This is a genomic window from Brevibacterium sp. p3-SID960 (genome assembly GCF_025144725.1).
Classification (GTDB): Bacteria; Actinomycetota; Actinomycetes; order Actinomycetales; family Brevibacteriaceae; genus Brevibacterium.
In genome coordinates this window covers 1-24,572 of sequence record NZ_JALXKS010000043.1, presented here as the reverse complement: position 1 = coordinate 24,572, position 24,572 = coordinate 1, and the positions used below count along the sequence as shown (strand labels likewise).

Sequence of the window (24,572 nt, the reverse complement as noted above, 5' to 3'; positions counted from 1 at the left end):
GGGGGGCGGACGGGTGCGGGGGTGGGGATCATTGCGGGCCTCCGTTCAACACGTCGAACACTTATCGAGAAGCGGCGTGTTGGTGGTGGCCCCGCGAAGGGGGGCGACTCCGAAGAGCCCTGCAAATTGGAAGCCTGCGCTTCACCTTCCACTCTACGCCGGACCTCCGACGAGCGGAACCCTGCCGCCCAGTAGTGGTGCACCTGCCCGGTAGTTGCTGGCCTGAGTGGAAGGGACACCGATCATGGCTTTCCTGGCTGATTACGCCGCCGATGAGCGCACGGCCCGCGTGATGCTGTCGATGATTGCCGAGCCGGCGGACGCGAACGTGGGGCACCTGCTGCACAGGGAGGGCGGGTTGGAGACGCTGCGGCTGCTTGATACCGACGGGCCGATGCCGGGCGTGCGGCCTGAGGAGGCGGCGATCCTTCAGCACCGCACCCGCCTGGTCTCCTCGGGTGTCGATTTCGATGCGGTGCTCCGGCGGACGCTCGACGGCAGGTATGAGCCGCTGGTGCCCGGGGACGCGCACTGGCCGGCGTCGGTCGCTGCGCTGGGTGACCGCGCCCCTTACGTGCTCTGGGCGAAGGGCGCGACTTCGTTCCTCGCGGCCCAGACGGAGGATCGGGTGACGATCACGGGATCGCGTGCGTCGACCGGCTACGGCGATCATGTCGCCGCCGAGGTCGCGCACGATGCGGCGATGGACGAGCAGATCGTGGTCTCCGGCGGCGCCTACGGCATCGACGGTGCCGCTCATCGCGCCGTGCTCGCAGATGCTGGGCACACGATCGCGGTGCTGGCCAGTGGCCTGGATCGTCCCTACCCTGCCGGGCATCGCGACCTGCTCGAACGGGTCGCCGATCTCGGCCTGGTGGTGAGCGAGATGCCGCCGGGATCGACGCCGACTCGGCACCGCTTCGCTGCCCGCGGACGGCTCCTCGCGGCCATGTCCTCGGCGACGGTGATCGTGGAGGCAGGGGCACGTTCGGGCGCGCTGAACGTGGCCCGCGAGGCGCACACCCTCGGCCGTGGGGTCGGGGCGGTGCCCGGCCCGATCACCAGTGCGGCGAGCACCGGCCCGCATGTGCTGCTCCAAGAAGGCACCGCCACTCTCGTCTCCGGCTCGCACGAGGTCTCCGCGCTGATGCACGACCGCCCAGCCGCGCCGACACGTAGCCAAGGGCTGCAGAACGGACCCGCCGTGGATGGCTCAGATCTCGACCAAGATCAGCCGCGCCGCTCCCTCTGACCTCGGCGGTTAAAGCGTGCGACCCTGCCGGGCCTCGACTGTGAGGTCCGGCTGCTCGTGTTCCGGGGTCTGCCGGCTTAGCTGCTTCGCGCGCTTGAGCGCGGTCTCGGCGCGGGCGGCGTCGATCTTCTGCGCATCCGACCCCGCTTCGGGGCCGAGCGGGGTGTCGTCAGTGATCTGATAGCGATCCCGGTAGGCGGCCACGATCCGCCCGCACTCCCGCCACCGCGACGCCGCCGCACCCTCCGGCGTCGGGCCGAGGGCGGCAGTCCACGGCTCGCCCTCATCGAGTGCGTGGGTGAGGAGGGTGCCGGCGCGTTGTTCGATGAGGGTTTCGCGTTCGGTGAGCGCTTGGTGCATCTCCGGGTCGGTGATCCCCGACGCGTGCGGGATGAGCCCGGCGATGAGCCGCGGCGCCTGCCGGATACGCCCCGACCCGGCAGGCCGCACGGTCGCGCGGGCGAGACGATGATGCAGGACGGAGGCGATGTCGTCGGCGTCCTCGAACCCCCTTGCCGCCACCAGTCGCGGCACAAGGCCGTCAAGGTCGTGGTGGTTGGCCTCAGCGCGACGCAGCTCGGCCGACAGCGCGCCGTAGGCGTCGGAGCCGAGCACGAGATCGACCTGCCCCTCGGTGAGGCCGGAGGTTTCGAGGAGGGTGGCCCAGCGGTCGTGCTGGCCGGCCTGGGCGATGGTGTCGTACTCCGCGGCGAGCTGCGCGATCGACTCCCACCGCTCTTGTTCGGCGGTGATGGTCTCGTGCGCGGACAGTTCCGCGCCGACGTGCTGGAGCACCCCGTACAGGACGGACCGGGCGGTGGCGTCGGGGTTGTCGGAGGGGTGCGGGGCGACATGGGCATCGTCGGCGGTGTCGGTGGCGACGTAGGCATGGTTCCCGTGCCGGCCTCGGGTCATCGCGACGTAGAAGTTCTCCCGCGTCGTCGTCGCCGTCACGACCGTGTGCGCGGTATCGACCGTGACGCCCTGGGCGCGATGCCCGGTGATCGCATAGCCGAGGTTCTGTAAACGCACCTACCTCTCACACGAGTAGGAAAGTGGGGCCGAGAGATGGGCCACAACGAGCAGAAACAGAGCACGGATGCGTTGCAGGCGGTGGTGTACGTCAGAATCAGCGACGACCCAGAGGGCAGCGAACGGGGCGTAGATCGGCAGGAAGCCGACTGTCGTGCCTATGCAGAAGCCCACGGGTGGGAAGTCGCAGCGGTGTTTCGTGAGAATGACACGTCGGCGTTCAAGCAGCGCACGATCACGCTCCCGTCGGGTGAGCGGGTGCGGCGGGTGATCCGCCCGCAGTTTCGCACCATGTTGAAACACCTCACCGACGGGCACGCGCAGGTGATGGTCGCCTACGACTTGGATCGCGCGGTGCGCGACCCGCGCGATTTGGAAGACCTCATTGATGCGAAGGTGCTGGGCGGGTTCACCGTGCGTTCCGTGACAGGCTCGCTCCGGCTGGACACGGACTCTGATGTGGCGATGGCCAGGGTGCTGGTGGCGATGGCGAACAAGTCGTCCGCTGACACCGCCCGACGTGTGGCGAGGGCGGCGAAGCAGCAGGCCATCGAAGGTGCCTGGCACGGCGGCAGGGTGCCATTCGGATACCGGGCAGAGGCAGGCGCGCTCGTGATCGATCCCGTGACCGGGCCGCTGGTGGTCGAGGCGTACCAGCGGGTGCTGGCCGGTGAATCCCTGTATCGCATTCGCAAGGACTGGAACGCACAAGGCATCCTCACCACTCACGGGTGTGCGTGGTCGGATCGGACACTCAAGATGGTGCTCTACAACCCCTCCAACAAGGGAGTGCGCGAGTACCGGCCTGTGATGCCGGACGGAAGTCGCGCGAAGACGTCGAAGATGCAAGTGCAGGCGGCGTGGCCCGCGATTGTGGATGAGGACACCTGGCAGCAAGTCTCCGATGTCCTTGACGCACGCAAGAAAGCCAGGAACTTTCACCAACCCGGTACGGGTGCGGCGGTGCGGATGTACCCGTTCTCGGGGCTAATTCGCTGCTCACTGTGCGGAACGTCGATGATTCACCGGGGCGGCGTGTACCAGTGCTTACAGCCGACCCCGGGCGGGTGCACCCGTTCGATTCGCTCTGCTGAAATCGCCAAGCTCGTCGAGGAAGCGGTGCTGGCGACGTTCGAGCAGATCACCCTCCACCCCAAGGTGCGCCGAACCTCTGGCAGTGACCTTGCGGCACGGGTTGGGCTCGCGGCGACGCTCGACCAAGATCGGGAGCGTCTGGCGCGGCTCGATGATGACTATTATGACGGGCTGATTGACAAAGCCATGTGGGTGCGGCAACGCGCACGGATCGCGGAACGGATCGAAGCCACCCGCCGCGAGTACACCGCGACCGCACCCGAGCACTCCGGGTTGAATATTGATGTCAGCACGGTCGCTGCTGAGTGGGAAGGGCGTACCCCAATGTGGCAGTACCAGGCGGCGAGTCTGATCTTGCAAGCGGTATTGGTGCACGCTCACCCCGCTGACATGATGACAGCTGTGCCTAAGCGCCGCAACGAGAGCACCGAGGCGTTCCATGTGCGCCGCGATGCGCACCGGGCGGCAGTGCTCGCGCGCCGGGTCGAATTCGTCTGGCGCGCGTAACCCCGGCGATTCGTGACCGGCCCCGCAGCTCTGAGCCGTTCAGGGTGCGGGGCCTTCGCGTTTCTCGGCGACGGGCGCGCGCATGGGGCGAGGTGTGGCGCAGAGCCCGCGCAGTTCGGCCAACACAACAGGATCGTCCACCATGGTGGCGAGACCCTGCGCGCAGCGGGAGGCAGCAGCGAGCCGTGCGCCAAGCGTGGTGTCAGATGACGAAGAAGAAGCGGTGGAGGTAGCAGCGGGGGTAACAGTACGAGTGCTCATACCGTTAGGTGCGGAAGCCCCACCCCCAAGTTAAGGCACGGTGCCTTTGTCGGGGTTGGCGGCGCGGATCATCTTCATCAGTGCCTCGTCGTCGCGCAGAGCGTCCAGTGTTTCGCCGTTCAGTAATCGCAGCAGCACCCCATCACCTATCGGAGTACCCATGTGCTTTGGGTCGGGGTGCCCGAGCACGATCCGCAACAGCGCAGACCACGACCGGGGCGGTATCTCGAGCAGCGTCGGGATCCCGCGGTCACGGCGCAGCACCTCGACCCCGCGCTGCCGGGAGGAGAGGTCGGCAAGCCGGTAAGCCACATGCTCGACGCACTCGGCGACCAGTGCAGCATCCCAGCCCGCCGACTCGAATAGTGCGACCGTGGCAGACAGCAGAGCGGCCACTCGCGCCTCATGCTCGCTCTCGTCCGGGTCGCCGTCGTAGTGTGTGAACGCGGGGTGATAGTCGGCCAGGCGCTCCCGCTCGGCGAACCGCACTGCATCGTGGAACCCGATGATCCTGGCGGTGTGGCGCACTTTGCTGGCTGATGTCAGCATCCCAGAGGCGCGAGTCTCCGCGTGACAGGTGATCTGCACAGCACGGGTCACCACAGCCCACGGGTGGCCCGCGTTGCGCGTCGAAGGCGCGAGCATCACCTCGAACGCAGCGGACGCCACCTCCCAGGCATCTAGCCCGTGCTTACGTGCGAGCGGCTGGTACTTGGTCGCTGTGTAGCGCATGAGTTCAGCTGCTTCACGGTCACCCCGCCACGCGCCCGGCCCGGCGCCGTGTAGCCGGGTGAGTAGGGAGCGTAGACCTTCTGGGCTCTCGAAACTGCTGCTGGCCGAGCCAGTCGTTCCCGCAGCATCGCTGGCAGCGGGTGAGGTGTGTTCGTCCACGGTGACGCCTCCCAAAAGGGAGGTGCGCCACTGGCACCCAGATCAGGGCGCGCATCGGTTTGCCCCGCACCTGCTGTTCGTCGGCAGGCGTACTGTTTTGCCACCTCTCAGGGCGGGCACGCGACCCGTGACCGGGCGGAACCGTCTGCGGGCGAGGTGCCCACGTTGGTTTCGCCCGATCATCGGGGAACGTGACTATTCGGTTTGTCGGGCTGCTCGTGGGAGGCGCGCGAGCGAAGCTCCGCCGATCACTGCGAGCACAGCGGCGGTCACAAGCATCGCTGTGGTGAATCCCCATTGCCCGGTACTAATGCCGGTCAAAAGGGGCCCGCCTGCGAGCCCTGCGGCGTAGGCGAGGTTGTAGAGCGCGAACGAGCCGCCGAGTGTGGGCGGGTTCGACTTGTACCCCTGTTCGCTGATGAGTGTCGTGGCCGGTGCCAGCAGCAGCGCCGAGGAGACCCCAAGGAGGGCCATGCCGATGCAGGTCTGCCACAGTTCGGTCGCGAACCCGGTCACCAAGAGTGCCGCGGCGACCGCGGCGATCCCGGCACCGACGAGCATCCGCGGTGATGTGGTCGCGACGAGTCGGCCGACGATGGGGTTGGCGATGATCGAGGCGAGAGCGGCGAGTCCGAAGAGCAACCCGACCGTCAGCGCGCTCGCGCCGAGATGCACGGGCAGAACGGGCTCGATGCCGGAGAGCACAGCCGCGCCGACCACGACGGCGAGAACGATGGAGAGTGACCCCGGCACTTTGAGTACCGCGAGTGGTCCCGCGGTGTCGTCGGTGACCCGGGGTGAGTCCTTGACGAACACGATCCGCAGTACCCCGTCCGCGAGGGCGACGGCGGCGGCGAACAGGAACGGGGAAGCGGTGCCCAAGTGCTCGACCAGGAACCCCGCCAACGGCGGGCCGATGAGCACACCAAGGGTGATGGTCGACAGTGCGATACCCATCGACTGCCCGCGTTTCTCCATCGGTGTGGTTGCCGCGATCAGCGAGAGCGCGGCGACCCAGGACATGCCGCCCGCGATCCCCTGAGCGAGGCGAGCGACGAGCAGCAGCCAGTATGGGCCTCCCGTGGCGAACAACAGCGTCGCCGCGGCGAGCCCGACCAGGCCGATCAGCAGGGGTGTGCGTGGCCCGTACCGGTCAACGATGCGACCGGCGAACAGTGTCGCAACGATCATTGCCGCCGCGTACGAGGAGAAGAGGATGCCGGTTGCTTCTGGCCCTGCAGCGACGACGGAGGGCAACAGCGGCAGCACGGGGACGGCGAGGCCGTGCACGAGCATGTCCGTGAATAACGCAGCGGACGATACGACCAGTGCGCGCGTGGGAGTCGTGCCCCCGGTGGGGGCAGTGTGTGGAGTTGTCATGGGGAACGAATGGTCTTTCTAGGAGAGCAACCCCCGAACCAGCGCGGTAACCGCGGCTTCACGGTGTGGGGGTTGTGGAAGGTCTTGTGGTCGGGTCACCGCGGTCACGGTGAGCCCTTGAAGCAGGACGAGCACGAGGCCCGCGGTCTGCGCGGGTGGCAGCGTGCTCGACGCTGAGATGTCGGTGGCGATGAGCTCGGTCAGGCGGGTGTGCCAGTCATCCAGACCCGCCCCCTTCTCGGAGGTGTCGTCGAAGGCCTGGGGTGCGACCAGCACCGTCGAGAACGCCAACGCGCGGAACAGCGGATCAACGCTCAACAAGCGCATGTACTCCGCGAGCAGACTCGACAGTCCAGCGGACACGTCCTGGGCAGGGTCTGCGGGGAATACGCGATCTGCGTACTCGCCCCATCCCCACGCGAGCGCATCGCGCAGCAGCGTGGCCTTGTCGCGGAAGTGATGGTGCAGCGCGCCACGGGTCACACCCGCCCGTTCCGAGATCGCCTCGAACGTTGCCCCCCTCCACCCCTTCTCTTCGAAGGCCATCAACGCCGCCTCACACAGCGACAGACGCGTTCTCTCCGCGTCCTCAACCGAACGTCTCATACATACAGGATAGCCCGTATGTAACTGATTCTCGCAATCCCTTCTCCACCGACGAGAAGTTATGCACGTATTTTACGGCGGGGCCGTAGTGCGCACCTCTCCTGCAAGGACGACCTTGTGGGAGGCGGTGAGCAGCGTGAAAGGCGGCGTGACCCTGTTCCGTGGCAGTGGTGCTGCCGCGCGCCGGTATGTCGAGGCCGACCGTTCCCGCGCGGACGAGTACTACCTCGGCGCGGACGACGCCGTGGCCGAGTACGCGATGATCGACGCGACCGGCGAGGTCACCGATGCCCGCTCCTTGTCGGCGGACGAGTACGAGGCCTGGGTGGACTGGATCAACCCGGCCACGGGCGAGCAGATGGGCACTCCGCGCAAGCCCGGCGAGGTGCGTAAGGGGTCGCCCTTGTTCGCGGAGATGACCGTGAACGCCCCCAAATCGCTGTCAGTCGCCGCAGCCCTCCACCCCGAAGTCTCCGAGGCACTGGATGCCGCGCAGCAGGACGCCCTGGCCGAGATTCGACGGTTCCTCGGCCAGCACTCCGTGACGTTGGCCGGGCCGCGCGGCGCGCAGGAGGTCGTGCCTATCGAACACATGCAGGTCGTCGGCATCCGACACAAGACCTCCCGAGCTGGCGACCCGCACCGGCATATCCATATGCAGATCGGAACTCGCATCTTCGCTGCTGGGAAGTGGCGGGCACTGTCCACGGCCGCGCTGTTCAAGCAGCAGGGCGCGATCCGCGCGATGGGCACTGCCGTGATCGCCGCGCACCCCGAGTTGGCGCGGACACTTGCAGAGCACGGCCTGACCCTCGATCCCGTATCGGGTGAGGTTGCGGAGTTGCAGCCGTTCAATCAGGTGATGTCGAAGCGCTCGGCGCAGATCAATCGCAATCTGCAACGCCTCGAAGCCGAATGGGAAGCCGCCCATCCCGGTGAGGAACCCGGCCCGGTGATGACGGCTCGGATGCAGGGCATCGCGTGGGCGCACCAGCGGCCCGGGAAGAAGCCCGCCGATCTGAAGAACGAGCAGTGGTGGCAGCAAGAACTCCGCGACGCCGGCTACGACCCCGCCACTCTCAACCAGGCCGAACCGCCTGCGCCGGCGTCGCTGGACGACCTCGCAGTGCAGGAGATTGCGTCACGGGCGCTGGATCGGTGCGCCGCGAGTTCGTCGGCGTGGACGCGGCACACCGTGCAAGAGCACGTCACCCGCATCACCACCGAGGCAGGCGTGCAAGCAGCACCGGAGGAGTTGCGGGAGTTCGTCGCGGCAGCGACTGACCTTGCGACCGGTGATTGCTTCTCGGTCCTGCCGCCAGGAGCGCCGACGCCTGAGCACGTCGCCTACCTGACCAGCGTCGGCGTGGTCGCCGCCGAGACCGCGCTCCGCGACCGGATCGCCACCGCCGTACCGGAGCGGGAGCCGGAGCCCTCTGACGTGACCCGCGCGGCGCAAGCAGCCGGACTCCACACTGGCCAGGCCGTGGCAGCCGCAGCCGTCGCTTCGACCGATCCGCTAGTGATCGTGGAGGGCGCAGCCGGTGCCGGGAAGACCACGATGCTCGGCGTCGCCATCGACGTCGCAGCCGAGCACGGCAGGCCCTCGCGGGTGGTTGCGCCGACGTTGCGGGCGGCGCAGGTCGCGCACGACGAACTCGACGTGCCCGCAACCAGCGTTGCAGCGCTCGTCTACGCGCATGGGTGGCGGTGGAATGAGGACGGCGTATGGACGCGCCTGAATCGGAGCGATACTGACCCCGAGACCGGGCGCAGGTTCACCGGCACGCCGCAAGAGGCAGTGCTGCGTCAGGGCGAGCGGGTGATCGTGGACGAGGCCGGAATGCTCGACCAAGACACCGCCCACGCCCTCCTGACCATCACACAAGAGGCAGGCGCGACCGTGGCGCTCGTCGGCGACCGCGCCCAACTCCCGGCTGTCGGCCGTGGCGGGGTGCTCGACATGGCCGCCCAGATCAGGGGCCGCACCTACGACATGAGCGAACTCCACCGCTTCACCGACCCCGACTACGCCGCCCTCACGCTGCGGATGCGCGACCTCGAGAACCCCGCCGACGTGTTCGACCGGCTCGCCGCGATGAACCTCGTCATCCTGCATGCCGACGAGGACGCGGCCCGTGAGCACATCACCGCCCACGCACGAGACGGGGAGGCGATCACTGTCGCCACGAACGACGAGGCGGCGGCATTGAACGAGCGCATCCGCGCCGGGCGCATCGAGTCCGGCGAGGTGGACGACGCGGTGACGGCGACCGGGAGCGACGGGCTGAGCATCGGGGCCGGTGACCTGATCCAGACGCGGAAGAACAGCAGCGACCTGGGCGTGGCGAACCGGCAGCAGTGGATCGTCCAGCACGTCGAAGACGACGGCACCGTCTACGCCCGCGAAGCCGCCAGCGGGCGCAAGAACCCCCACACCGTCGCGCTGCCTGTCGAGTATGTGGGCGAGCACGCGCACCTGTCCTACGCCGCGACCGCCTACGGCGTCCAAGGCGCGACCGTCAACACCTCGCACACGATCCTCTCGGAAGCGACGAGCGCGGCAGGCGTCTACGTCGGCATGACCCGAGGCCGCGAGCAGAACCAACTGCACATCGTCGCCGAGGACATGGCCGACGCCAAAGCACAGTTCATCGAGGCGACGGAACGCGACCCGGCAGACCGTGGCCTTGACCACGCCACACAACAGGCCATCGACGCCGTGCAAGGTCTCGTCAGTGATGGCCCCGTGCGCCTGGTCACCGAAGAACTTGCCCGACTCGACCGCGAAACCGAACGCGCACAACGGCAGGCGGCACGGTGGGAGCAGATCGCCGCACGCTTCGACGCCCAACGCGCCGCGCACCGGGCCGAGGACGATGAGCAGGCCAATGTGCTCCGCCGTGCCGAGGACGAAGCAGGCCGCATCCGCTCCGAGGTTGTCGAGCCGTTGACTGTGCAGGCTGAGGCAGATGGCGTGGCCTATCTCGCCGCTGTCGAGCGCGAGGCCGCTGCAAGTGGCCGACTCGCGACCGTTGGCAGGTTCGGCAGACGCAAGGCCCGCGCCGAGCACCGCGAGGCGAGCGAGCACATCCGGACAGTTCGGGCACAGGTGCGCGAGGCATGGGACGAGCCACCCCGCAGCAGCGAGCCGCTGCCAGAGTGGGCGGCACAGCAGGCGGAGCGTCGCGCCGAGGCCGACCCGCGCGTGATCGACGCCGCCCAGCACGTCGAGGCGGCACGAGGCGACCGTGACGAGATGCGGCAGCGGCACGAGCAGGAACGCGGGGCGCTGCTGGTTAGCGAGTACGGGGCCGACCAAGCCCGCCGCCTCCATCTCGGCATGCGTACCCCCAACCCGCGCCGTGCGGCGCGAGACGCCAAGACCCAGGCAGCCATGCTCCGCGCCGAGGCCGACGAACTCCGCGCCCTGCCCGTCAACGACGCGGCCCGGCTGATCGAGACCAAACGCACCGAGCAGGAGCGCGAGCGGCAACGAGTAGCCGAGCGGGAGCGGCAGATCAGCAACTTGTTCGAGCACGACCGGCACCGCAGTAGTCCGCGCCGCGACGGGTCGACACGGGGGCTGTAGGCGGGCAGTCCGGGTGTCCTTGCCCCGGCTGCCCGCCCGGTGGTGGTCAGGCGGTGAACTCACCGACGACCGTGTAGAGGCCCGGGGTTGCTTGGGCGAGAGCGGCGGTGCGCTTGGCGTACTCGGCGGCCTCGGGGTCGGACTGGGTGGCCTTGACGTCTTCTGCGCTTTCCCAGCGGGCGACGTTGATGACGCGGCTCTTGTCGAGGCTCGCCAGCAGGGTGACCGAGATGAACCCGGGCCGCTTGGACATGACTTTCTCGGTGCCCTCGGTCAGCAGGTCGATCACTTCTTGCTGCTTGGCCGGATCGACGTCGACCACGTTGATGAACGTGACGGGGTTGGACATGGTTTCCTCCTTCTTCGGTGTTCCGTGCCCAGTCGGGCGCGGTCGGCTCTCGGAGGCATCTCGTGGAGGTGTCTGCCGGGAGAGCCGCGAGAGGGCGCGGATCGCTCGCCCTGTGGTGTAGACGACGCAGCCCCGTGGAGTGTCAGATCGACGCTGCCGTCGCTGGGAGGCCTGACGTTCTCGCCGCCTACCTCGTCAACTCTTCGGACACCCATCACCCGGCGAGAGAGGAATGCCATTGCGCGGTTCAGGACGGAAAGGTGCGTTAGACACAGGGCGAGTGACGCGGTGGCTGGACGAGCGGACGAGCCTCACGCGGGGTCTTGAATCGTTGCGCAAGCGCGTGGTACCGGATCATTGGTCGTTGCTGTTCGGGCAAATCGCGGTGGCGAGTTTCGTGATCTGCTCCCTATCGGGTGTCTTCCTGATGTTCTTCTACGATCCGTCAACGACCCCGGTTGTCTATGACGGAGCCTATGAGGGGCTGCGCGGGGTCGAGATGTCACGAGCGCTGGAATCGACCGTGCATCTCTCGTTCGAGGTGCGCGGCGGGCTGCTGATGCGGCAGCTGCATCATTGGAGCGCTTCGGTAATGATCGCGGCGGTCATGCTGCATCTGCTCCGCATCTTCTTCACCGGAGCGTTCCGTAAGCCTCGGGAACTGACCTGGCTGCTGTGGTTCGGCATCCTCCTGGTCGGCATGGGCGCAGGCTTGACCGGCCATATCCTGCCCGACGATGCCCTGTCGGGCACGAGCCTGATGGTCATGGACGGACTGCTCAAAGGCATTCCGATCATCGGTACCTGGCTCTCAGCGCTGGTCTTTCAGGGCCGGTTCCCGACCGGCGCAGTCGATACGTTCTACCCGCTGCATGTGCTCATCATGCCCGCCATGATCGTCGTGTTCCTGCTGGTGATCGGTCTGCTGAATCTGCGGCAGGGGCCCGCCCAGTTCCGAGGACCAGGAAGAACCGAGCACAATGTGGTGGGTCGGCCGTTCATGGTGGCGCTGGTCAAGAGTGGCGGCCTGTTCTGCATCGTGTTCGGCGTGCTGACGCTGATGGCCGCGACCACGCAGGTGAACCCGGTCTGGACCTATGGGCCAGCAGACCCCTCGGTCGCCTCCGCAGGTGGTGGAGCGCTCTGGTACCTCGCGTTCCTCGACGGCGCACAGCGGTTGGTCCCACCAGGATGGGAGTTCGTCTTCCTCGACTCCACCTGGACGCCCGCGATCGTCGTTCCGCTTGCCGTGGGTGGTTTGTTCTTCCTGACGGCGATGATCTATCCGTTCATCGAGCGCTGGATCGTCGGAGACAACGCCGAGCATCATCTGCTCACCAGGCCACGCAACGCACCGACCCGCACCGGCATCGGCGTGGCCGGGATCGTATTCTACGGCGTGATGTGGATCGCGGGCGGCAGCGACACGATTGCCCTGCACTTCTCCCTCGGCAACGAAGCCCTGATCCACACCTTGCAAGTGGCGTTTTTCCTGGGGCCGGTACTCGGCTTCATTCTCACCAAGCGCATCTGCCTCGGGCTGCAACGCAAAGACCGCGAGATCGTCTTGCACGGCTTTGAAACGGGCAGGATCGTCCGTTCACCAGAGGGCGAGTACACCGAGGTCCACAGGCCCGTCGATGCCTACACGCGATGGAGGTTGATCGACTACGAAACCTTCGAACCCCTCACCCTCAGACCCGATGAGCAGGGCCGCATCCGATTCCGTGATCGCCTCCGCGTCCGCCTCTCCCGCTGGTTCTTCGAGGACCGCATCGTTCCGCCACAGCCAGACGAGGTAGCCGCTCTGGGGAGCGGGTCGTCTGACCCTCACGAAGCGGGCCGAGACCAAGCCGCCGAGAGGTCACCAACGGTGGACGATTCGTGAACCTTGATCGGTGCGCCTGACACTTCGGAGCGCTATCTCGTCTACTTCTCAATGAGAGATGATGCGATAGGAAAACAGATGCCCGGCCAACACGATGCGTCAGGAGGGAGGAACCATGTCTGACCCCGCGACGCCTGACCCCGCGGCCCCAGGGCACACTGAACCTCCCGAACTGGTTGATGCGATCCGCGAGCGAAGCGTCCTGATGGGCCTGAGTTATCGCCTCTTGGGTTCCCTCGCCGACGCCGAAGACGCCGTGCAGGAAACCTACATCCGCTGGTACCGCCTCAGCGAGCGCGAACGCCGCGCCGTGACCCACCCCCGAGCATGGCTGGTCAAGACTGCCAGCCGGATCGGTCTCGACATGCTCAAAACTGCTCGGGCGCGGCGAGAGAACTACGTCGGAGAGTGGTTGCCCGAACCCCTCCCCGCAGCGGGCAAGTGGAGCAGCCAGCAGGCAGAGGCGGTCATTGATCCCGCCGACCGTGTGACCCTCGACGACTCTGTTTCGATGGCGCTGCTCGTCGTGCTGGAAGCCATGACACCCGCCGAGCGCGTCGCGTTCATCCTCCACGATGTCTTCCGGTACACGTTCCCTGAGATCGCGGAGATCGTCGGACGCACACCCGCCGCCTGCAAGCAACTCGCCTCATCCGCCCGAAGGCGCGTGCGCGAAGAACAACGCACCCCCGTGCCAGTATCCGAGCACGCCGCAGCCGTGCAGTCGTTCAAGACCGCCTGGCAGACCGGCAACCTCGCAGCGCTCATCGACGTGCTCGACCCCGAAGCAACTGCCATCACGGACGGCGGCGGCCTTGTCTCGGCGGCGCTCGAACCTCTCCACGGGCCAGAAGCCGTCGCCCGGTTCCTGCTCGGCGTGTACGAACGACAGCCCGACCTCATCATCCGAGAAGAACTGGTCAACGGTGAACCCGGGCTCGTCGCAACCGACGCCCACGACCACACCCTCGCCGTCCTCGCACTCGCCGCGACCAACCACGGCAAGATCAAGCAGGTCTGGGCCATCCGCAACCCCCAGAAACTCGAAGTCTGGGCGTAGCGCCGGTCATGCCCCCCCCAATCAGGCCGCTGCGATAGACTGGAACTGCGCACAGGCGCACGTTCACAGGTGAGTGCGTTTGCAGTACCTCGGCTACCCCAGCTCGACCTGTTCGGCCACATACGCGGCTGGCAGCACCAGCGATCCGCCGAAGCGTCGCCCGGCCGGGCGGACGGTGATCGACCCGTCCCCGGCGACGGCGGTGATCGTCCAGCGGTCGCCGTTGCGCACCCAGTTCTTGCCGTTCTTCGACCGCAGGCGCCGGTCGTTCTCCCGTGTGATGACCCGGTCGCCCTTGGAGGCCTGGGTGCCGTCGTGCAGGGTGACCTCGCGGCCGGGGGTGATGATGCCGTCGAGGATGAGGTCGGCGCGGGCACGCTCGTTCAGCTGCGTGACGGTCTCGCGGGCCTCGGCGACGAGGATCGACGCCCGCCCCACCTGGAGGTCGGCCCGCCAGGCGGTGTAGGCGGCATCGACCATCGCGTCCTGCTCCCCGCCGCGCACCCGGTCGTGCTCGATGAGCGTGTCGATCGCCGGGGTACGGCCGTGCCGCAGGGCCAGCGAGTTGGCCTTCTCCCACGCCTGCGTGAACCGGTGCACGTCGGTGAGTTCGGGGGCGTCGTCGCGGTCGTGGACGAGCATCCCGAACGCCCCGCCCGCATCCACGGCCTGGAGTTGCGACCAGTCACCCACGAGCAGCACTTTCGCGCCGGCTTGTTCGGCGAGGCCGGTGATGCGATCGAGGGAGCCGGTGCCCGCCAGGGATGCCTCGTCGAGGATCACGAGCTGGTCCTTGGCGAACGTGGTCCCGTGCAGGAGGTGCATCTGCCACCAGCGGGCCGTGTTCTCCGTCTCGATCCCCAGTTCCTCGCCGAGCACCTGCGCCGCGTTCTCCGACGGCGCGAGCCCCACCACGCTGCCGGCGCCGTGCTGCTGCTCCCACGCCCGCTTCAACGCGCTCATCGCCGTCGTCTTCCCCGCACCTGCCGGCCCGACCAGCACGTCCACCACCCGGCCCGACACGGCGACCCGCTGGAGGGCGTCAGCCTGATCGGGGCCGAGCCGGCGGCCCTCCGCATCGGGTCTGCTGGTGATCTTCTCGACGGTGGCCAGCTCCACGGTCGGCCCGGTCGTCGCGTGCGAACGGTCGAGGAGGCGGTCTTCCGCCGCCAGCAGCTCTTTGGTCGAGTACAGGACCGCGCTGGGGTGGCGGAAGCGGCTCGACCCGTCCGGGCGGCGGAACAGCAACGGGCTCGACGACAGCTCCGGCGGCGTCAGCCTGAGCGACGCCTGTTCGGCCGCGTCGGTGACCAGTCCGGTGATCGCCTGCCGATCCTCCGCCGACGCGAACCGCACCCCCATGAGCTGCCGGCTCGCTTCGGCGTGGAGGTTCCAGCGCCGCCACGTCGACCGCTTCTCACCCACCACCGCGACGACCGACTGGCCGAGGCCAGTGATGGTGTCCAGGGGTACATCGTCGGCCCGCAACAGCGCCGCCTGCTCCCCGGCCGCGGTGAGGGTGCGCGCCCAGCCGGTCGCGTCCTCGCCCAAGACCTCGCCGGCGCGGTGACGCCAGTTCGCGGTGAGGGCAGCGAGCGACTGCACCCGCTTCTCCGGACGGGTCGCGAGCGTCGCCTGGGCGCGGAGCTTCAGGATCGTCTTCGCCGACGGCTCACGACCGTGCTTGGCTCGGCAGGCGTCGATCAGGCGGGTCTTCTCCTCCTCGATCTGACGGGACCGCGACGAGAACTCCGCCACCAGTTCGTCGGGCACCGGGGCAAGCTCCCACGCCGGGTTCCGATCCCGGCCCCGCTCCCTGGCCTCCCACTCGATCCCGAACATGCCCGTGATGCGGTCGGCGAGAGTCGCGTTATACAGCCCCGACAGCGCCACCACCGAAGCATGCACGGGCTGCCCGGCCAGGGTCCGCCACTTCTGGTCCTGCACGGTCAAGACTTTGTTGCTCACCACGACGTGGGTGTGCAACTGCGGATCGGAGCTGCGCGAGTCGTAGTGATCGAACGCCGTCGCCAGGACGCCGGCGACATCGACATGCGCGACCGCCCCCTCCGGCCCCGCCGCCCCGACGCGAGTGGTCGCAACCTCGCGTTCGAGGAACGCGATCACCTCCGCAACCGCCTGATGATGCGCGTCCGCAATCAGGGATTGCGTCCCCGCATCCGCAACACCCCACCACACCGACAGAGACTTCGGTACCGAGAACGTCAGGTCATAGCCCGCGACCGCACGCCGGGTGCCGCGCTCGGTTTCCTCCGCCTCGATCGCTGCGACCTGCTCCGCACGAGAGACCGGCCCAAGCTCCGGGTCGAGGCTGGCGACGCGCTTGTCGACCCGCTCCTGCGCGCTCGCATACTTCCGGTACGCCTCACCCAGCGGTTCGCCCGTGATCGGGTCGCGACCCATCCCCACCAGGAGCTGGAGCTGCGCTTCGGAGACCTGCCCGCCCGTGCCGAGCTCACCGTCACCGAGGTACGGCAGGCCCGACCCCATCCAGAAACCCGGAGGCGTTCCCTCCTCCGTGTAATACCTCGTCAACGGCGTCGAGAGATCACGATCGCCATCGCCCGCGGCGACAGTGCGCAGCAGATACTCGTAGCCGTCGCCGGCCGACATCACGCGCATTGAGACCGTCATGCAGACCAGGTGAACCCTGGCCCGCCGCCTTCTCATCTCTGAGTGGAAGGCTTGTGGGGTATTGCTGAGCTGCGGAGGCTTCCTCAGCGACGTGATAGAGCGGAGCGGCACCGTACCGATGTGCCGCTCCGCTCGTCGTATCGCTTCTACGACGTAACCTCGCACGCGACAGCCTCGGCTTGCTGGGGCGATCCTTTCCGGAGTCTGGCGAAGGCGATCCATGCGGTCAGCGCCAGTGCGAGCACGGCGGGGATGAGTGCCCAGGCCGCGAGGTCGGCCGCGTCAGTGCCGGCCGTCAGCAGGCTGCTACCGAGTGCGGAGCCGACCGCAGAGCCGAGGTACATGGCGGCCATCTGGAACGCGATGATCGGCATCGCCTGCCGTGGCCGATCCGCCGTGAGCGCCTGCTGCACCGTCGGCACGCTCGCCCAGCCCGCCGCGCCCCAGACGACGGCGGCGATCAGCCACGCGGCTGGCGAGGACAGCAGCCAGGCGGCCGCGAAGCTCAACCCGAGCAGCGCCGGCAGAAGGACCAGGAACGGCTTCGCACCGAACCTGTCCAGAGGCTTGCCGATGAGTGCGGAGCCGGTGACGCCGCCGATGCCCCACGCCCACACGAGTCCGAAGCCCCAGTCGGCCAGTCCGCGGGCCTCGGCCATCGGCAGCAGGTAGGTGTAGAGGCCGAGGCTAGCGATGCCGAGGAGGAACGCTGCGATGATCCCGACGCTGGTCTTGGCCGATCGCAGCACCGTGAATGCGGGTTCGCTGGCGGCGGCGTCGAGCTGCGGGAGGGTGCGGGAACGGACGGCGAGGGCGGCCATGCCGAGTACGCCGATGAGCACGACGAGGCCCATCGTCCACCGCCAGCCGGCGCTCTGACCGATGAGCATCCCGACCGGCACCCCGGCTACGGTTCCGGTGGAGAGGCCGAAGGTCACCATCGCCATCGCCCGGCCGCGCTCCTCGTCCTTGACCATCGCTGCGGCAGTGGCGGTGGCGACTGCGGTGAGGATGCCGGCACCGGCTCCGGCGACGACACGCGAGGCGAGGAAGACCTCGACCCCCGGCGCGATCGCCGTGATGAGGTTGCCGAGATTGAAGATACCGAGGGCGATCAGGATCGCTCGGGCGGTGTTGCCTCGGGTCAACCGACCCGACAGCAGCGGACCCGCGATGGCGTAGGCGCCGGTGAACGCGGTCACGCCCAGGCCGATCATCGCAACCGTGGTGGCGAGGGAGGTTGCAATCTGCGGGAGCACCCCCGCGAGAACGTAAGCGTCGATGCCCAGCGCAATCGCTGCGACGACCAGCGGCCAGACCTTGCGGATCATGCGTCCTCCTCTTCCTCGTCGGCGTGCTCATAGCCGGAGAGCACCGTGTTCAGCAGCCCAGGGAAGCGCTCTTCGAGATCGTGGGTGCGGAGTTGGATCATGCACTTGCGGCCCTCGGCGCGGACGAACACAACTCCGGACTCGCGCAGCAGGCTCGTGTGGTGGGTCAGGGTCGAGCGCGGCAGATCGGGACCGAGGTCAATGCTGTCGACCTCGCCCTGCTCAGCGAGCATCCGCACCATGTTCAACCGCAGCGGCTCGCTCAGGGCGAAGAGCACCCGCGGGATCGCGATGTCACAGGTGTCGGGATGTTCGTAGGTCCGGGGAGGCATCGGCCGTCTCCAATCGTTCGAGAATAGTCGCACATTAATCGTGCGAAGATTCTCGCACAGTCACGGGTGGCGGTTCAACCTCGGACCGCGGGAGCACCCGCAGCGCGGCACAACGAGAAGCACAGCCAACACCAGTGACGAGATCGCATTAGATGCGATTCGTCATCGTCGAGCGTCGCTTGAAAGACGTGTGGCGGCTCATGAAGCGGCGGGAGGAGGCGCTGCTGATCAGGCGGCAGCGGCGGGGACGAGCGGGCGATGACGGTGGTTGAGGGTCCGGGTCGGGGACGCTTCTGAGGCTGCGGTGCTCGGGATGCATCGGGCGGCCGGTGCACCTGGCAGGTGTTCAGCCCGGAGAGTCGGCGCACGCTCGGTCGCGTCGAGGTCCGGGGTTCACAAAGCCTGCGGAGCTCTCATGCGCGACGACCATTCCCATCGCGGCCGCCCTGTCCGGGTCGGGTCGCTGTTCTCCGGCTACGGCGGCCTGGACCTTGCCGTCGAGTACGCCACCGGCGGGGAGACGATCTGGTTCTCCGAGATCAACACCCCCCCCATCCGCGTCTTCGCCCACCACTGGCCAGGCATCCCGAACCTCGGCGACATCACATCCGTCGACTGGGCGGCGGTGCCACCGGTCGACATACTGATCGGTGGGTTCCCCCTGCCAAGACGTCTCGACCGTCGGCAAGGGCGCCGGCCTCGCACCCGGCACCCGCTCCGGGCTCTGGTCGCACATGGCGGCCGCGATCGACGCACTGCAACCCGAGCTCGTCGTCATCGAGAACGTCCGCGGCCTACTCTCCGCACCCGCAATCCGCGCTCTGGAAGGCGCAACCCCCGATGCACGCAACCCCGACGATGCAACCAACGAGCATGCAACCGCCGTTCGCAACCTGGAACCCGACCCGTGGCTGCTGGGAGACGAGCCAACGCGACCTCTTCGGGCGCACGGAGCCGTACTCGGGGATCTGGCCGACCTCCGGAGAAGTGCACGATGGATCGGCTTACCGGCGTCACTGGCCGGCGCACCGCATCACCGGTTCCGGGTCTTCATCACCGCCTACCGCGAAAGCGCTGTTCCGGACGCCTTTGGCCTCGGACTCCTCGCGCGGCGGCGAGACCCTGGACCAGGTACGGGCACGGCGGGGCACGATCGCCCTAAGCCATCAAGTGATCGACCTGGCCCTGCACGGGCCGCATGGCTCGCCCGCCAGCTGGAACGAGTCGGAGCCCCTGTTCGCCCTGATCGAGGACATCTTCACCGCTGGGGGCGATACGCCCACGCCATCGCCCGATGGGAACACATCACCGAACGAACCGCCCCTGACCCCGCGATCCTGAACGAGGAGAAAGGACCACGCCCGGCGCCCGAGTTCGTGGAATGGCTCATGGGCCTCCCGACGGGGTGGGTCACCGACCCCGAACACGGCCTGACCGCGAACCAACAGAACACTGCCCTCGGCAATGGCGTCCTGCCCCTCCAAGCAGTCGTCGAGCTTGCCGTGATCCCCGATATCGTCACCAAGGAGTCCGACTACACCCGAGCACTGTCCGCGTCGCAGGTCGCGTACACGATGGAGAGCCTGCTCAGCCCGGTCCTGGCGGCCGTCGCGTTGACGTTCATGGCGTTCAACTGGCTGTTCATCGGCACCTCGATCGGGTTCGCGCTCTCCGCCGCGCTGGTGCTCTCGACCCACATTCCCAATGCCACCCCGAGCGGGCACGTCGGCGCCTGGGCGCGGGTCACATCGGGAGTCAGGGTCTTCTTCGCCACGCCCCGGCTGCGCGGTGTGGTGGCCTTGAACCTGGTCGTCGCGGCAGCGGGATCGATCGTCGTCGTCAACACGGTCAACTACGTCCGCGACCACCTGGGCGGCTCGCAGGCCGACGTCGCGTGGATGCTGGCCGCCTCGGGCGGCGGCACGCTGCTGGTCGCGCTGTTCCTGCCACGCGTGCTCGACCGGATCGCCGAGCGGATTGTGATGATGACCGGCGCCCTGGTGCTTTTGGCCGGAGTGCTCGCCGCCGTCGCGATGACCGCCACCCAAGTCGCATCCTGGATGGTCACCGCACCGATCTGGGTGATCATCGGCGGCGGCATGGCGATGATCGTCACCCCGACCGGGCGCGTCATCCGCGGCTCGGTGGCGAAGCAGGACCTCCCCGCGGGATTCGCCGCACAGTTCTCCCTCTCGCACCTCGCCTGGCTCGTCACCTACCCGATCGCGGGCTGGATCGGCACCGCGTCCGGGTTCACGCTCGCCTGGTCCGTCCTCGCCGCCCTGGCAATCGCGGGGGCGATCGCGGCGCACCTGCTCTGGCCGCGCGAGCAGAAGGACAGCGAGGCCGCCCCGACCGGTGTCGCCGCCGCAGAGCCGGTGATCAGTGATCGGGCGGCGCGCGAGGAGACCGAAGCCGCCGAAGGCACCCTCGCGGCGTGCCAGTGCGCCTGCGTGCGCACCGTCTGAACTCCGTTTGACGCGAGGGGCTCATACGTGCTGTCGCGTCACCGGATCAGCCGCGGTTTCAGGGTGGTGCAGGCCGGGCATCAGCTCACGCATAGGGCCGGCGGCATTCACCCCTGTGAGCGCGACCAGCACCTCGTCGAGGTAGTGGGCTGTGATCAGCGGTTCCTCGGAGACGACGCGGTTGCGGTTGCCCAGGGCGGGGTGTCCAACACCGGTGAGGGTGTGGCCGTGGATGCGTGCGGAGAACGTCGAGCTCGGCAGGTACTGGCCGGGGTCGCCGGCGATACCGAGGTCGTGCAGCAGCGTGTTCGCGGCGTGGATGCCCTGGGCGGCCGAGTCGTCCCAGTGATCGATCCGGTAGGAGCCGTGGCCGGGATAGTGATGCACGGCGACGCCGCCGGCGGCGTAGATCCGTTGCCGCGGGGCGTGCATGGAGCGCAGGCGGGAATCTACGGGGATGCCGTCGGGCCCGGTCCAGGGTGCGGGGGCGGCGGGCAGAGTGCCGTGCGCGACGATCGCGAGGTCGCCCTCGACCCGGCTGCCGTCGTTGAGGGTGATGCTGATGCGGTCGGCGTGGGTGCGGATCGAGCGCACGGTGCGTTCCAGGTAGGCGGCGTGCTGGGGGCGGTGCAGGTCGCGTAGCCGCCGGGCGACGTGTGCGCCGATGGCGTTCGCTCCTGGGATCGCGGCGCGGGTGATGAGGGCGACGTCGTGGCCGGCGTCGGTGAGCAGCGAGGCGGTCTCGGAGGCGACGAGGCCGCCACCGAGCATGAGCACCCGGGCAGGCTGAGTGGTCGCGAGTAGATCGCGGACGCGGACGGCGTCGGCGGCCGAGTGCAGGGTGGTCAGTCTGCCGCCGCTGACGGCCTGGTCGCGGCCGATCACCTCCTCGTCGAGAGTGCGGGGCCGGCTGCCGGTGGCGATGAGGAGCGCGTCGTAGGCGTGTGTATCGCCGGAGTCCAGCCGCAAGCGCCGAGCCCTGGGGTCGAGGCCGCGCACCGTCTCCGACCGGAGGGCGGCCCCGGTGTCGGGCAGGGCCGCCTGGGCCGGTTCGAGCAGCCCGATCGCGATGCCCTTGTTGACCAACGTCCGGTTGAACGGCACCTCACCGTTCCGGACGTAGAGGTCGACGTCGACACCGGAAGCGTGCAGGGTTCTTGCGGCTGCGGTGCCAGCGGCGCCGGCCCCGATGATCGCGATGCTGGGCATCCTCATCAGGCTCCTTCCCCAATGGTGGTGGTGCTGGTGGTGGCGGCGAAGGCGGGCAGCAGGATCGCCTCGATGAACCACGGCGCGTCGTCGGCGTCGAGGCGCCCGGCACGCACTTCTTCGGCGGCACCGTTCATCACCACGTGCGTAGTAGTCAGCAGCCAGGACACCGGCAGATCGACCCGGAAGACACCCTCGCGCTGGCCGCGCAGCAGCAGAGCCCGCATCCGCCCCTCGGCCTTCTCGTGCAGCTCGCGGATGCGCGCCGCAGGCAGTTCTTTCAGCGCGGCCGCCAGCAGCGCCCGCGACTGGTCGACCAGCACCCAGCTGGAGGCCACCAGCCGCCGGAACGCCTCACCCGGATCACCATCCAAGGGCACCCCGCTGAGCACCTCTTCGCCGCGTTCGAGGCTGTCAACGAGGGCGGCCTCGATCAGCTCCGCACGGGTCGGGAAGTGCCCGTAGACGGTCACTCTGCCCATCCCGCCCTCGGCGGCGATGTCGCCGACCGACGCGTCGGGGTTCTTGCGGATCGCCGTCGCCGTCGCGGCCAGAATCCTTGCCCGGTTGCGCTGCGCATCCGCCCGCTGATTGGCCGCCCGGCCACCGCCGCCTGACGCACCGGTCGTCGTGCCGCGGGGCGTCGTCTTCTTCACCGTCATGATCCACCTCACAAGTCGTACTGGAATGTATGAGATAGTGTAGCTGTTACAACTCGTACACCGATGATCGAGTTCCGGCTCGGAGGGCGAGGCGGGACCGGCAGAGAGGAGATGACGACTATGTCCACGACACATATCCGCGGGGGTGCGCGATGAGCGACACCGCCGCGCCGCGTGCCGGCGCCAAGCAGTGGTGGGGGCTCGCCGTCCTGGTGATCCCCTCGACGCTGCTGTTCATGATGCTCACGATCCTGTTCCTCGCCGCCCCGAACCTGGCCGCGGACCTGAACCCGTCGAGCACGCAACTGCTGTGGATCCTCGACATCTACGGCTTCGTGATGGCCGGGTTCCTCGTCGCCATGGGGGTGCTCGGCGACCGGATCGGCAAGCGCCTGCTCATGGTGATCGGCGCGATCCTGTTCGCCGCCGTCTCGATCGCCGCGGCGCTGACGACGATCCCGGAACTGATGATCGCCTGGCGGGCCATCCTCGGGCTGGCCGCGGCAATGATGGTGCCGGCGACGATCGGGCTGATCTTCGTGCTCTTCGCCGACGCGAAGCAGCGCGGCGTCGCGATCGGCGTGTGGGCCGGCGGCATCTCCGCCGGTGTGGCGCTGGGCCCGCTGCTGTCCGGGCTGCTGCTGGAGGCCTTCGGCTGGCAGGCCACCTTCCTGGTCGCGGTGCCGATCATGGCGCTCGTCGCGATCGCCGCTCCGCTGCTGGTGCCCGAGCATCGTGACCCGTCGGCGCGGATCGACCTGTTCAGCGCCCTGCTGCTGGTCGGTGGTCTGCTGGCGATCATCTACGGCATCAAGCGCTTCGCCGCCCAGGAGCCGGCCGGTCCCTCGATCGGGCTGCTGGTCGCGGGCGCGCTGATCGGTCTGTGGTTCGTGATCCGGCAGCTGCGCGCCAAGCAGCCGCTGCTGGATGTGCGCCTGTTCGCCAACCGCACCGTGTCCGGGGCGCTGGCGGTGTTCCTGCTCTCGGCCGCAGCGCTCGGCGGGGTGTACTCGCTGTTCACCCAGTACCTCCAGCAGGTCCAGGAGCTCTCGCCGTTGCAGGCGGGCCTGTCGATCCTGCCCGCCGCGGCGGTGCTGATCGTCGTCTCGACGCTCTCCCCGGTGCTCGCGCGCAGGTTCCGGCCCGGCAACGTGATCGCGGTCGGCCTGCTCACCCAGGTCGTCGGCTACATCCTGTTCACCCAGCTCGACGCCGGCACGGGTCTGGCGCTGGTGATCGCGAGCTTCGTCATCACCTACCCCGGCGTGGCCCCCTCGATGGCGCTGACCACCGACCTCGTCGTCGGCTCCGTGCCGCCGGAGAAGACCGGCGGCGCCTCCGGCCTCGCCACCACCGCCAACGACCTGGGCATCTCGCTCGGTGTCGCGGTGATCGGCAGCGTCGGGATCGCCGCCTACCGCAACCAGATCGGCGATCTGCTGCCCGGCGGCCTGCCCGCCGATGCCGCCGCGGCGGCATCGGACAGCGTCGACGGCGCCATGGCCACAGCAACCCAGCTGCCCGGTGCGCTCGGAGAGCAGGTGGTGGCCGCCGCGCAGACCGCGTTCACCGGCGGGCTCAACACCGCGGCCATCGTCTCGGCGGTCATCGCCGGTCTCGCGGCGATCATCGCCGCCACGAGGCTGCGCCACGTCCGCCCGACCGGTGAAGCACAGCAGGCCGCCGAGGAGCAGGCCACACCTTGACCGATACCCCAAGGGGGTATTAGCCTGAATGGAAGTCGTACACGACTGAAGGAGTTAGAGATGGCGACCACGACCGAGTACCAGGTGACCGGGATGAGCTGCGGGCACTGCGAGACCGCGATCCGCGCCGAGGTGTCCGAGATCGCCGGAGTGACCGGCATCGAGGTCAGCGCTCAGACCGGGCGGCTGGCCGTGACCAGCGAGCAGCCGGTCGATGACGCCGCGGTGATCGCGGCGGTCGACGAGGCCGGCTACACCGCCGTGAGGAGCTGACATGAAGGCACCTGCACGGCTGG

General features: G+C 68.3%; 17 protein-coding genes and 3 pseudogenes. 10 read left to right on the top strand and 10 right to left on the bottom strand.

Annotated features, from left to right (window positions below; all coding sequences use genetic code 11):
* Nucleotides 1–244 precede the first annotated feature (244 nt).
* Nucleotides 245–1,252, top strand: a complete 1,008-nt coding sequence (locus tag M3B11_RS11730) for a DNA-processing protein DprA (protein WP_259877607.1) — start codon at nucleotides 245–247, stop codon at nucleotides 1,250–1,252.
* A 9-nt stretch (nucleotides 1,253–1,261) separates the two neighbouring features.
* On the opposite strand, the pseudogene M3B11_RS11725 reads toward M3B11_RS11730, so the two are convergent.
* Nucleotides 1,262–2,272, bottom strand: a pseudogene (locus tag M3B11_RS11725) (C-terminal helicase domain-containing protein); the annotation flags it as partial.
* Nucleotides 2,273–2,320: 48 nt separating this feature from the next.
* On the opposite strand from M3B11_RS11725, the gene M3B11_RS11720 reads away from it, so the two are divergent.
* Nucleotides 2,321–3,886 carry a recombinase family protein gene (locus M3B11_RS11720; RefSeq protein ID WP_259877606.1) on the top strand — a complete coding sequence of 522 codons (1,566 nt, stop codon included), beginning with the start codon at nucleotides 2,321–2,323 and terminating at the stop codon, nucleotides 3,884–3,886.
* A gap of 291 nt (nucleotides 3,887–4,177) precedes the next feature.
* Here M3B11_RS11720 and M3B11_RS11715 read toward each other — a convergent pair whose 3' ends face one another.
* The 3 genes from M3B11_RS11715 to M3B11_RS11705 all read right to left on the bottom strand — a co-directional run bounded on the left by M3B11_RS11715 (nucleotide 4,178) and on the right by M3B11_RS11705 (nucleotide 7,024).
* Nucleotides 4,178–4,879, bottom strand: coding sequence for an exopolyphosphatase (locus tag M3B11_RS11715; RefSeq protein ID WP_234988479.1), 702 nt, complete (start codon nucleotides 4,877–4,879; stop codon nucleotides 4,178–4,180).
* A 354-nt stretch (nucleotides 4,880–5,233) separates the two neighbouring features.
* Nucleotides 5,234–6,334 (bottom strand): MFS transporter, encoded by a 1,101-nt coding sequence (locus tag M3B11_RS11710; RefSeq protein WP_396121566.1) that lies wholly within the window; start codon nucleotides 6,332–6,334, stop codon nucleotides 5,234–5,236.
* Between the two features lie 102 nt (nucleotides 6,335–6,436).
* Nucleotides 6,437–7,024 carry a TetR/AcrR family transcriptional regulator gene (locus M3B11_RS11705; protein WP_259877604.1) on the bottom strand — a complete coding sequence of 196 codons (588 nt, stop codon included), beginning with the start codon at nucleotides 7,022–7,024 and terminating at the stop codon, nucleotides 6,437–6,439.
* A gap of 127 nt (nucleotides 7,025–7,151) precedes the next feature.
* On the opposite strand from M3B11_RS11705, the gene mobF (M3B11_RS11700) reads away from it, so the two are divergent.
* Nucleotides 7,152–10,616, top strand: coding sequence for a MobF family relaxase (gene mobF, locus M3B11_RS11700; RefSeq protein ID WP_259877603.1), 3,465 nt, complete (start codon nucleotides 7,152–7,154; stop codon nucleotides 10,614–10,616).
* Nucleotides 10,617–10,662: 46 nt separating this feature from the next.
* On the opposite strand, the gene M3B11_RS11695 is transcribed toward mobF (M3B11_RS11700), so the two are convergent.
* Nucleotides 10,663–10,965, bottom strand: coding sequence for an antibiotic biosynthesis monooxygenase (locus M3B11_RS11695; RefSeq protein WP_193095615.1), 303 nt, complete (start codon nucleotides 10,963–10,965; stop codon nucleotides 10,663–10,665).
* Between the two features lie 280 nt (nucleotides 10,966–11,245).
* Here M3B11_RS11695 and M3B11_RS11690 point away from each other — a divergent pair, with 280 nt between their 5' ends.
* Both M3B11_RS11690 and sigJ read left to right on the top strand, forming a co-directional pair.
* Nucleotides 11,246–12,853, top strand: a complete 1,608-nt coding sequence (locus tag M3B11_RS11690; protein WP_259877602.1) for a cytochrome bc complex cytochrome b subunit — start codon at nucleotides 11,246–11,248, stop codon at nucleotides 12,851–12,853.
* Between the two features lie 115 nt (nucleotides 12,854–12,968).
* Nucleotides 12,969–13,913: an RNA polymerase sigma factor SigJ gene (gene sigJ / locus M3B11_RS11685; protein ID WP_259877601.1), complete on the top strand. Its 945-nt coding sequence runs from the start codon at nucleotides 12,969–12,971 to the stop codon at nucleotides 13,911–13,913.
* 93 nt (nucleotides 13,914–14,006) lie between these two features.
* Here sigJ and mobF (M3B11_RS11680) read toward each other — a convergent pair whose 3' ends face one another.
* From mobF (M3B11_RS11680) to M3B11_RS11670, 3 genes are all read right to left on the bottom strand, one after another.
* Nucleotides 14,007–16,568, bottom strand: coding sequence for a MobF family relaxase (gene mobF, locus M3B11_RS11680; protein ID WP_259877600.1), 2,562 nt, complete (start codon nucleotides 16,566–16,568; stop codon nucleotides 14,007–14,009).
* Between the two features lie 146 nt (nucleotides 16,569–16,714).
* Nucleotides 16,715–17,899: an MFS transporter gene (locus M3B11_RS11675; RefSeq protein WP_259877599.1), complete on the bottom strand. Its 1,185-nt coding sequence runs from the start codon at nucleotides 17,897–17,899 to the stop codon at nucleotides 16,715–16,717.
* Nucleotides 17,896–18,231, bottom strand: a complete 336-nt coding sequence (locus M3B11_RS11670) for a helix-turn-helix transcriptional regulator (RefSeq protein WP_259877598.1) — start codon at nucleotides 18,229–18,231, stop codon at nucleotides 17,896–17,898. Before M3B11_RS11670 ends, M3B11_RS11675 begins: the two co-directional genes overlap by 4 nt.
* Before the next feature lie 313 nt (nucleotides 18,232–18,544).
* On the opposite strand from M3B11_RS11670, the pseudogene M3B11_RS13325 reads away from it, so the two are divergent.
* The 3 genes and pseudogenes from M3B11_RS13325 to M3B11_RS11655 all read left to right on the top strand — a co-directional run.
* Nucleotides 18,545–18,832 (top strand): annotated as a pseudogene (locus tag M3B11_RS13325) (hypothetical protein); the annotation flags it as partial.
* A gap of 49 nt (nucleotides 18,833–18,881) precedes the next feature.
* A pseudogene (locus M3B11_RS11660) lies at nucleotides 18,882–18,983 on the top strand (hypothetical protein); the annotation flags it as partial.
* Nucleotides 18,984–19,619: 636 nt separating this feature from the next.
* A complete protein-coding gene (locus tag M3B11_RS11655; RefSeq protein ID WP_259877608.1) occupies nucleotides 19,620–20,699 on the top strand; it encodes an MFS transporter in 1,080 nt (359 codons plus the stop codon).
* 21 nt (nucleotides 20,700–20,720) lie between these two features.
* On the opposite strand, the gene M3B11_RS11650 is transcribed toward M3B11_RS11655, so the two are convergent.
* Together M3B11_RS11650 and M3B11_RS11645 are read right to left on the bottom strand one after the other, a co-directional pair.
* Nucleotides 20,721–21,914: an NAD(P)/FAD-dependent oxidoreductase gene (locus M3B11_RS11650; protein ID WP_259877597.1), complete on the bottom strand. Its 1,194-nt coding sequence runs from the start codon at nucleotides 21,912–21,914 to the stop codon at nucleotides 20,721–20,723.
* On the bottom strand, nucleotides 21,914–22,570 hold the full coding sequence (locus M3B11_RS11645) for a TetR/AcrR family transcriptional regulator (protein ID WP_259877596.1): 657 nt from the start codon (nucleotides 22,568–22,570) through the stop codon (nucleotides 21,914–21,916). Before M3B11_RS11645 ends, M3B11_RS11650 begins: the two co-directional genes overlap by 1 nt.
* A gap of 152 nt (nucleotides 22,571–22,722) precedes the next feature.
* Here M3B11_RS11645 and M3B11_RS11640 point away from each other — a divergent pair, with 152 nt between their 5' ends.
* On the top strand, nucleotides 22,723–24,276 hold the full coding sequence (locus M3B11_RS11640; RefSeq protein WP_259877595.1) for an MFS transporter: 1,554 nt from the start codon (nucleotides 22,723–22,725) through the stop codon (nucleotides 24,274–24,276).
* Nucleotides 24,277–24,336: 60 nt separating this feature from the next.
* On the top strand, nucleotides 24,337–24,549 hold the full coding sequence (locus M3B11_RS11635; protein ID WP_102214584.1) for a heavy-metal-associated domain-containing protein: 213 nt from the start codon (nucleotides 24,337–24,339) through the stop codon (nucleotides 24,547–24,549).
* Nucleotides 24,550–24,572 lie beyond the last annotated feature (23 nt).

Bases quoted from the DNA above. Each gene is read 5' to 3' on its own strand.
- M3B11_RS11730 (WP_259877607.1), top strand. From the start codon at position 245: ATGGCTTTCCTGGCTGATTACGCCGCCGATGAGCGCACGGCCCGCGTG.
- M3B11_RS11720 (WP_259877606.1), top strand. From the start codon at position 2,321: ATGGGCCACAACGAGCAGAAACAGAGCACGGATGCGTTGCAGGCGGTG.
- M3B11_RS11715 (WP_234988479.1), bottom strand. From the start codon at position 4,879: ATGCGCTACACAGCGACCAAGTACCAGCCGCTCGCACGTAAGCACGGG.
- M3B11_RS11710 (WP_396121566.1), bottom strand. From the start codon at position 6,334: ATGCTCGTGCACGGCCTCGCCGTCCCCGTGCTGCCGCTGTTGCCCTCC.
- M3B11_RS11705 (WP_259877604.1), bottom strand. From the start codon at position 7,024: ATGAGACGTTCGGTTGAGGACGCGGAGAGAACGCGTCTGTCGCTGTGT.
- M3B11_RS11695 (WP_193095615.1), bottom strand. From the start codon at position 10,965: ATGTCCAACCCCGTCACGTTCATCAACGTGGTCGACGTCGATCCGGCC.
- sigJ (WP_259877601.1), top strand. From the start codon at position 12,969: ATGTCTGACCCCGCGACGCCTGACCCCGCGGCCCCAGGGCACACTGAA.
- mobF (WP_259877600.1), bottom strand. From the start codon at position 16,568: ATGACGGTCTCAATGCGCGTGATGTCGGCCGGCGACGGCTACGAGTAT.
- M3B11_RS11675 (WP_259877599.1), bottom strand. From the start codon at position 17,899: ATGATCCGCAAGGTCTGGCCGCTGGTCGTCGCAGCGATTGCGCTGGGC.
- M3B11_RS11670 (WP_259877598.1), bottom strand. From the start codon at position 18,231: ATGCCTCCCCGGACCTACGAACATCCCGACACCTGTGACATCGCGATC.
- M3B11_RS11655 (WP_259877608.1), top strand. From the start codon at position 19,620: ATGGGCCTCCCGACGGGGTGGGTCACCGACCCCGAACACGGCCTGACC.
- M3B11_RS11650 (WP_259877597.1), bottom strand. From the start codon at position 21,914: ATGAGGATGCCCAGCATCGCGATCATCGGGGCCGGCGCCGCTGGCACC.
- M3B11_RS11645 (WP_259877596.1), bottom strand. From the start codon at position 22,570: ATGACGGTGAAGAAGACGACGCCCCGCGGCACGACGACCGGTGCGTCA.
- M3B11_RS11640 (WP_259877595.1), top strand. From the start codon at position 22,723: ATGAGCGACACCGCCGCGCCGCGTGCCGGCGCCAAGCAGTGGTGGGGG.
- M3B11_RS11635 (WP_102214584.1), top strand. From the start codon at position 24,337: ATGGCGACCACGACCGAGTACCAGGTGACCGGGATGAGCTGCGGGCAC.